Source organism: Acidovorax sp. HMWF018 (assembly GCF_003061035.1).
Lineage (GTDB): Bacteria > Pseudomonadota > Gammaproteobacteria > Burkholderiales > Burkholderiaceae_C > Acidovorax > Acidovorax delafieldii.
In genome coordinates, this window is record NZ_QAIM01000411.1 from 1 (window position 1) to 7,850 (window position 7,850).

The following is a 7,850-nucleotide window of genomic DNA, read 5'->3' on the forward strand; positions in this document are numbered from 1 at the left end:
CCTTCTACAACTGGGACCTGATCTCCAACTTCGTGCTCAAGGGGCTGTACTTCAGCCTGATCCTCACGCTGGTGGCTACCATCGGGGGCGTGCTGTTCGGCACCGTGCTGGCACTCATGCGCCTGTCGGGCAAGAAGTGGCTGGATGTGCCTGCCACCATCTACGTCAACGGCATGCGCTCCATTCCGCTGGTGATGGTGATCCTGTGGTTCTTCCTGCTGGTGCCCGCCATCATCGGCCGCCCCATTGGCGCGGAAGTGTCGGCAGTCATCACCTTCATTGCCTTTGAGGCAGCGTACTTCAGCGAAATCATGCGCGCTGGCATCCAGTCCATCCCACGCGGCCAGGTGTACGCCGGCCAGGCATTGGGCATGACCTACGGCCAGAACATGAAGCTGGTGGTGCTGCCCCAGGCGTTCCGCAACATGCTGCCCGTGCTGCTCACCCAGACCATCATCCTGTTCCAGGACACGTCGCTGGTTTACGCCATTGGCGCCTACGACATGCTCAAGGGCTTTGAAGTGGCGGGCAAGAACTTTGGTCGTCCGATCGAGGCGTACCTGGCCGCTGCGGTTCTGTACTTCATCATGTGCTATGCGCTGTCCTGGGCGGTCAAGCGCCTGCACCAGAAGATCGCGATCATCCGCTGATCGAGGCTGGTGCAAAAGAGATTGGATTGAGGAAAAAGAAATGATCGAACTCAAAAACGTATCCAAGTGGTATGGCCCGGTGCAGGTGCTCAACGAGTGCTCGGCCACCATCAACAAGGGTGAAGTGGTCGTGGTCTGCGGGCCCTCGGGCTCCGGCAAGTCCACACTCATCAAGACCATCAACGCGCTCGAACCTTTCCAGAAGGGCGAGATCACGGTCGATGGCGTGAAGCTGCATGACCCCAGCACCAACCTGCCCAAGCTGCGCAGCCGCGTGGGCATGGTGTTCCAGCACTTCGAGCTGTTCCCCCACCTGTCGGTGACGGACAACCTGACCATTGCGCAGATCAAGGTGCTGGGCCGCAGCGCGGACGACGCCAAGAAGCGCGGCCTCAAGATGCTGGAGCGCGTGGGCCTGATCGCCCACAAGGACAAGTTCCCCGGCCAGCTCTCGGGCGGTCAGCAGCAGCGTGTGGCTATTGCGCGCGCGCTGAGCATGGACCCCATCGTGATGCTGTTCGACGAACCCACATCCGCGCTCGACCCCGAAATGGTCGGTGAAGTGCTGGACGTGATGGTGGGCCTGGCCAACGAAGGCATGACCATGATGTGCGTGACCCACGAAATGGGCTTTGCGCGCAAGGTGAGCAACCGCGTGATCTTCATGGACGTGGGCGGCAAGATCCTGGAAGACTGCTCCAAGGACGACTTCTTCAACAACCCCGACGCACGCCAGCCGCGTACCAAGGACTTCCTCAACAAGATTCTGCAGCACTGAACGGTGCTTGCCCCCCCTGCCGCAAGGGTTGGGGGCTACAAAAAAAGCGCTCTCTGGAGCGCTTTTTTCATGGGGCCACCCAGGGCTGAACGTCTGCCGCGCGCAGGCTAACGCTTGCTCCGCCGACCGGCTGGCGAGGGGCTTTCCACGATGAGTTGCGACTCGAAATCCGTCCACAGATCGTCGCGTCGCTTCAATGCCTCGGACACCGCCTTGTGCCGCAGCTGGGCCACGGCCGACACCAGCGCATTGCACAGGAAGAACGCGGCGGTGTAGGAGTCGAACGGCGACGCATTGGACGTGCGCACCTGCAGCCGGTGGTGGGACAGCGCGGCCAAGGGCGCAGCGGCGCTGTCGGTGATGGCCAGCACCTGGGCCCCGGCGTCGCGAAAGCGCTGCGCCACTTTCACCGGCCCGCTTGCGTAGCGGCGGATGCTGAAGACCAGCAAGGCATCTTCGGGCTGGATCCACAGCAGCTGGTCGGTGGCATCCACCGCGCCAGCCCCCAGTTCGTGCACGCCCGGGCGGCACATGTTCAGGTGCAGCGCCAGCCAGGCGGCCACCGGGGCGCTGTTGATCTGCGCCAGCACAAAGATGCGTCCCTTGCCCTGTGCGATACGTGCCACCATGGTCTCGAAGGCCGCCATGTCCAGTCCGTCGCGCGTGGTGGTGAGGTTGTGCTGGTCGTGCAGCAGCGCGTCGTCCACACACTGCTGCAGGCTGCGTCGGGTGCCGATGGTGACCGGCGCGCGCTGCCCCGCCGTTTGCAGCAGGGCGGTGACCTCGGCCCGCGCCTCGCGCTGGGCCTCGGCATAGCTGCCGTAGCCCAGCTTGGCAAACAGCCGCACCACGGTCGATGCACTGGTGCCAGTGCGCGCAGCGAGGGCGGTGGCGGACTCCAGCAGGGCGTGGGGGTAGTCGCGCCCCAGGGCCTCGGCCAGCGCCCGTTCGCTGGCGGTCAGGTCGGCGTCCTGGCGGGCCAGCCGCTCGGTCAGCAAGGCGCTGGATTCGTGCAATGATGATTTCATAAAATTCTCATTCGTGCAAAATACGTTGCAGAACTCCGGGTCGCGTGCAACACTTCGACCCAAATTTTGCCCCTACCTGGGGCTTGCCCAAGGACAACGATGCTCAATACCCTGAACGAAGGTCTGCTGCCGGTGCGTGCGCAGGTCCTGGACTGGCTGGCCAGACAGCAGCAGTCCATGCAAGACCTGTTGCAAAAAGTGGTCAATATCGAGAGCGGCAGCCGCAATGAGGCTGGCGTGACAGCCGTGGCCCATGCCCTGGCCGAGCGCCTGCAGGCGGCCGGTGTGCCGGTGCAGTTCGAGCCCGTGCCCGGCTATGGCGTGCTGCTGCATGCGCAGGTCAACCCGGCAGAGGGCGCTGCAGCCGGTGGCGCGCCCATCATCCTCATGGGGCACATGGACACGGTGTTTCCCGATGGCACCGTGGCCAAGCGCCCTTACCGCGAAGAAGCGGGGCGCGCCTACGGCCCAGGCGTGGCCGATATGAAGTCCGGCCTGGTGCTCAACGTGTTTGTGGCCGAGGCCTTTGCGCGCTGCGGCGGCCTGCAGGCGCCGCTGCACCTGTTCTTCTCATGCGATGAAGAGATCGGTTCGCCCGCCACGCGTGACCTCATCATGGCCCGCGTGCGGGGGGCGCGTGTGGTGTTCAACGCCGAGCCCGGCCGTGTCAGCGGCAACGTGGTCACCAGCCGCAAGGGCTCGATGGTGGTGGAGTTCGAGGTGCAGGGCGTGGCCGCGCATGCAGGCATCAACCACGCCGCTGGCGCCAGTGCCATCGAAGCCTTGGCCCGCAAGACCCTTGCGCTGCATGCGCTGACCGATCCGGCCACGGGCGTCACCTGCAACGTGGGCGTGGTGCAAGGGGGCATCGTGCCCAACATGGTGGCCCCACACGCCCGCGCTGAGGTGGACCTGCGCTTTACCGCCGACACCAACCCCGACGAACTGCTGGAGCGCGTGCGTGCCATCGTCGAAGAAGAGTCCGTGCCCCGTACCCAGGGCCGCATCACCACCACGCGCCGCACCCTGCCCATGAAGCCCACCCCGGACGACCTGCTGGCGCTGTACCAGCAAGGCGCGCGGTCGCTGGGCTTTGAGGTGCAAGGCGAGTTCACCGGCGGCGCGGCCGACAGCGGCCTGACCGCATCGGTGGGCGTGCCTACGCTGTGCGCTACGGGCCCGGTGGGCGGCCACGCACACACCGAACGCGAGTACTGCGAGCTGTCCACCTTTGTGCCACGCGCGCAGGCCGTGGCGCTGGCCGTGCTGGCACACCCCTGATTTCTTGTACCTCCCGCCCCTTTTTTGAGTTCTTTGATCGTCATGCACACCACACCTTCCCGTCGCCATCTTCTGACCACCGGACTGGGCCTTGCCGGCCTGGCCGCGCTGCCCGCCATGGCGCAAGACAAGTTCCCTTCGCGCCCGATCACGCTGGTGGTGCCCTTCCCGCCGGGTGGGTCGGTGGACATCATGGCGCGCCAGTATTCCGAGCCGCTGTCGCGCGTGCTGGGCGTGCCCATCGTGGTGGAAAACCGCGCCGGCGCGGGTGGCTCGGTGGGCGCGCAGTATGTGGCGCGCTCCAAGGCCGACGGCTACACCCTGGTGGTGTCGTCGCAAAGCAGCCACCTGGCCAACCCGCTCACCCAGCCCAAGATCGGCTACGACCCCGTCAAGGACTTTGAAAACATCGCCATCCTGGGCCGCCAGCCTAACGCCCTGGTGGTGCACAGCAGCCTGCCTTTCAAGACCTTCAAGGAGTTCATCGACTACGCCAAGAAGAACCCCGGCAAGCTCAACTACGGCAGCGGCGGCGTGGGCAGCATGGGCCAGCTCAACGTGGAAATGCTCAAGGTCTCCACGGGCGTGTTCACCACGCACATTCCCTACCGCGGGGGCACGCCGCTGATCACAGGCGTGCTGGGCAACGAGGTGCAGTTCATCCTCGACAACCTGGTTATCATGCTGCCCCACATCCAGGCGGGCAAGGTGCGCGCCCTGGCCGTGGCGGCCGACCAGCGCCTGCCGCAACTGCCCGATGTGCCCACCATGGCCGAGGTGGGCCACCCCGAGCTCAACCTCACCTCCTGGACGGGCCTGGCCGCGCCTGCGGGCACACCCGATGCGGTGGTGCAGACGCTATACAAGGCCGTGCGCCAAGTGGCCACATCGCCCGCCATGGTGGCCAACCTCAAGGACCGTGGCGTGATCGTGCCGGAAGAGATGTCGCCCGCCGCGTTCGAAAAAATGATGGCGGACCGGATGGTGAAGTTCGGCGCGGTCGTCAAACGCGCAGGGATCACCGCCGAATAAACCGGCAGATCTGCCCCTGGCGCTACCGTGATGAGCCGATTCATGCGGTAGCGCTACGAACATATGCCTTGCTAGCTATGAAAATGAGAGCGCTTGGAGGCGGCATGTCCGCAATGGGACAATGACGCCCATGACTGCAGCCCCCCAAACCCTCACCATCACCCGCCCCGACGACTGGCACCTGCACGTGCGCGACGGCGAGCCCCTGCACACCGTCGTGCCCCACACCGCCGCCCAGTTCGGGCGTGCGATCATCATGCCCAATCTGCGCCCACCGGTCACCACGGCCGAGCAGGCCCTGGCCTACAAGCAGCGCATCCTGGCCGCCGTGCCCGCAGGCATGCGCTTTGAGCCGCTGATGACGCTGTACCTGACCGACAACCTCCCACCCGAAGAAATCGTGCGTGCCAAGGCCGCAGGCGTGGTGGCCTGCAAGCTCTACCCCGCAGGCGCCACCACCAACAGCGACGCGGGCGTGACCGACCTGCGCAAGACCTATAAAACGCTGGAAGCCATGCAGAAGGCCGGCATGCTGCTGCTGGTGCACGGCGAAGTGACCAGCAGCGATATCGACCTGTTCGACCGCGAGGCCGTGTTCATCGAGCAGCAGCTCATCCCGCTGCGCCGCGACTTCCCCGAGCTAAAGATCGTCTTCGAGCACATCACCACCAAGGATGCGGCCGACTACGTGGCCAGCGCCGACCGCTTCACCGCCGCCACCATCACCGCGCACCACCTGCTGTACAACCGCAACGCCATCTTCATCGGCGGCGTGCGCCCCCATTACTACTGCCTGCCGGTGCTCAAGCGCGAGACCCATCGTGTGGCCCTGGTGCAGGCTGCCACCAGCGGCAGCAGCAAGTTCTTTTTGGGCACCGACAGTGCACCGCACCCGGCGCACCTCAAGGAGCACGCCACCGGCTGCGCGGGCTGCTACACCGCCCACGCGGCCATCGAGATGTATGCCGAGGCGTTCGACAATGCCGGGGCACTCGACCAGCTCGAAGGCTTCGCCAGCTTTCACGGCCCGGACTTCTACAGCCTGCCGCGCAACACCACCACCATCACCCTGCGCCGCGAGTCGTGGACGCCGCCCGACAGCTTTGCGTTTGGCGAAGCCGAACTCAAGCCCCTGCGCGCCGGTGAAGCCCTGCCGTGGCGGCTGGTGTAAGTCCGCCCTTCGACGCCATCGACTGGAGCGCTCCCTGGCTGGCGCCGTGGCGCGGCCTGGGCCAACCCCTGGCCCGGGAGCTGTTGCAGGATGACCCATCGGTGCACCAGGCATTGCAGACCGCAGCGCCGCAGGGTGCTCCCGTGGTCTTTGTGCCCCAGTCCGCGCTGCCCGAAGGCACCGCCTACGAGCAGTACATCTGGGACACCCGCCGCGTGCCCACGCGCGACAACCTGCACGACTTTTTCAACGGCCTGGTGTGGTTGCGGTTTCCGCACACCAAGCGGCGCCTGAACCAGCTGCAGGCCCAGGCCATCGCCGCCGATGGCGTGCAGGCCGTGCGCGGACCGCTGCGCGATGCACTCACGGTGTTTGATGAAAACGGCGCACTGCTGCAGGCGCCGGATGCCCTGTGGGACGCGCTCCGGGCGAGGGACTGGCAGCGCCTGTTCATCGACCTGCGCCCGCTGTGGGGTCAGGTCCGGCTGGTGCTGTTCGGGCACGCACTGCTCGAAAAGCTGGTTTTCCCGCGAAAACCCATGGTGGCGCACGTATTTCATGCGCCGGCAGCTATTGATTCCATAGCGGAGGTGGATGCGTGGCTGGCAGGGCAGGTGGAGGCCTCGGCATGGTCCAGCAAGCCCTTCACGCCGCTGCCGGTGCTGGGCGTGCCCGGCTGGTGGCCGGCCAATGCAGCGCCGGGCTTCTATGCCGATGCGCAGGTGTTCCGGCCCTTGCGGGCTGCGGCGGTTTCGTAATTCCCGCCAAGGCTTGTGTGATAAGGCCCCGGCCGGGGTTTGCACCTACCATAGCGCGATGAAATCGCGGCCATGGGGGGCTGCCACGGCCTCGCCGCCTGGAGACTGGCGCTTGAAGCGGCGCCCCCGGCCCCCATCTGAGCCAGCAAACACTCGTTGTTGTTTACCCCACGGAGAAACCATTCCATGAAGCGGATCCTTTTGTTTGTGATGACCAACCTGGCCGTCGTTGTCGTGCTGGGGGTGGTGGCCAGCCTGCTGGGCGTGAACCGCTACCTCACGGCCAACGGGCTCAACCTGGGCGCGCTGCTGGGCTTCGCGCTCATCATGGGTTTTGGCGGCGCGATCATCTCGCTGCTCATCAGCAAGCCCATGGCCAAGTGGACCTCGGGTGTGCGCGTGATCGATGGCTCCGGCTCGCCGGACGAGCGCTGGATCGTCGAGACCGTGCGCAAGTTCGCCGACCAGGCCCAGATCGGCATGCCCGAAGTCGGCATCTTTGAAGGCGACCCCAATGCGTTTGCCACGGGCGCGTTCAAGAACTCCGCCCTGGTGGCGGTGTCCACCGGCCTGCTGCAGGGCATGACCCGCGACGAGGTCGAGGCCGTGATCGGCCACGAAGTGGCCCACATCGCCAACGGCGACATGGTGACCATGACGCTGATCCAGGGCGTGATGAACACCTTCGTGGTGTTCCTGTCGCGCGTCATTGGCTACGCGGTGGACAGCTTCCTGCGCAAGAACGACGAGAACAGCTCGGGCCCCGGCATCGGCTACTACGTGACCACCATCGTGCTCGACATCGTGCTGGGCTTTGTGGCCGCGATGATCGTGGCCTGGTTCAGCCGCCAGCGCGAGTTCCGCGCCGACGCGGGCGCAGCCCAGCTGATGGGCCGCCGCCAGCCCATGATCAACGCGCTGGCCCGCCTGGGTGGCATGCACCCCGGCGAGCTGCCCAAGAGCGTGGCGGCCATGGGCATCGCCGGTGGCATTGGCAAGCTGTTCAGCACCCACCCGCCCATTGAAGAGCGCATTGCTGCGCTGCAGAACGCACAGCAGCAATAACCCGAACCGCCTCAGGCGCAACGCCTGATCGGCACCGAGGGCCGCCACAGTCTTGCACTGTGGCGGCCTTTTTGTTGTTGCGTTGCG

Annotated in this window: 8 protein-coding genes; 7 read left to right on the forward strand and 1 reads right to left on the reverse strand. The window is 65.6% G+C overall.

Features of this window, described 5'->3' with window-relative positions; translation table 11 throughout:
* Together DBR23_RS16915 and DBR23_RS16920 are read left to right on the forward strand one after the other, a co-directional pair.
* A partial coding sequence (locus tag DBR23_RS16915) for an amino acid ABC transporter permease (RefSeq protein WP_108499019.1) occupies positions 1-650 on the forward strand: 650 nt, incomplete at its 5' end.
* 40 nt (positions 651-690) lie between these two features.
* Positions 691-1,428 carry an amino acid ABC transporter ATP-binding protein gene (locus DBR23_RS16920; protein ID WP_056059339.1) on the forward strand — a complete coding sequence of 246 codons (738 nt, stop codon included), beginning with the start codon at positions 691-693 and terminating at the stop codon, positions 1,426-1,428.
* A gap of 107 nt (positions 1,429-1,535) precedes the next feature.
* Here the strand turns inward: DBR23_RS16920 and DBR23_RS16925 are convergent, their stop codons facing one another.
* Positions 1,536-2,456, reverse strand: coding sequence for a MurR/RpiR family transcriptional regulator (locus tag DBR23_RS16925; RefSeq protein ID WP_108499020.1), 921 nt, complete (start codon positions 2,454-2,456; stop codon positions 1,536-1,538).
* Positions 2,457-2,555: 99 nt separating this feature from the next.
* On the opposite strand from DBR23_RS16925, the gene DBR23_RS16930 reads away from it, so the two are divergent.
* The 5 genes from DBR23_RS16930 to htpX all read left to right on the forward strand — a co-directional run bounded on the left by DBR23_RS16930 (position 2,556) and on the right by htpX (position 7,763).
* Positions 2,556-3,737 (forward strand): M20 family metallopeptidase, encoded by a 1,182-nt coding sequence (locus tag DBR23_RS16930; RefSeq protein WP_056059337.1) that lies wholly within the window; start codon positions 2,556-2,558, stop codon positions 3,735-3,737.
* Positions 3,738-3,779: 42 nt separating this feature from the next.
* Entirely contained in the window at positions 3,780-4,769 is a 990-nt protein-coding gene (locus DBR23_RS16935; protein WP_099731250.1) for a tripartite tricarboxylate transporter substrate binding protein, read from the forward strand.
* A 130-nt stretch (positions 4,770-4,899) separates the two neighbouring features.
* On the forward strand, positions 4,900-5,940 hold the full coding sequence (gene pyrC / locus DBR23_RS16940; RefSeq protein ID WP_108499027.1) for a dihydroorotase: 1,041 nt from the start codon (positions 4,900-4,902) through the stop codon (positions 5,938-5,940).
* Positions 5,925-6,698, forward strand: coding sequence for a DUF3025 domain-containing protein (locus tag DBR23_RS16945; protein ID WP_108499021.1), 774 nt, complete (start codon positions 5,925-5,927; stop codon positions 6,696-6,698). The genes pyrC and DBR23_RS16945 overlap by 16 nt, the downstream gene beginning before the upstream one ends.
* Positions 6,699-6,884: 186 nt before the next feature.
* Positions 6,885-7,763, forward strand: a complete 879-nt coding sequence (gene htpX / locus DBR23_RS16950; RefSeq protein ID WP_056745306.1) for a protease HtpX — start codon at positions 6,885-6,887, stop codon at positions 7,761-7,763.
* Positions 7,764-7,850 lie beyond the last annotated feature (87 nt).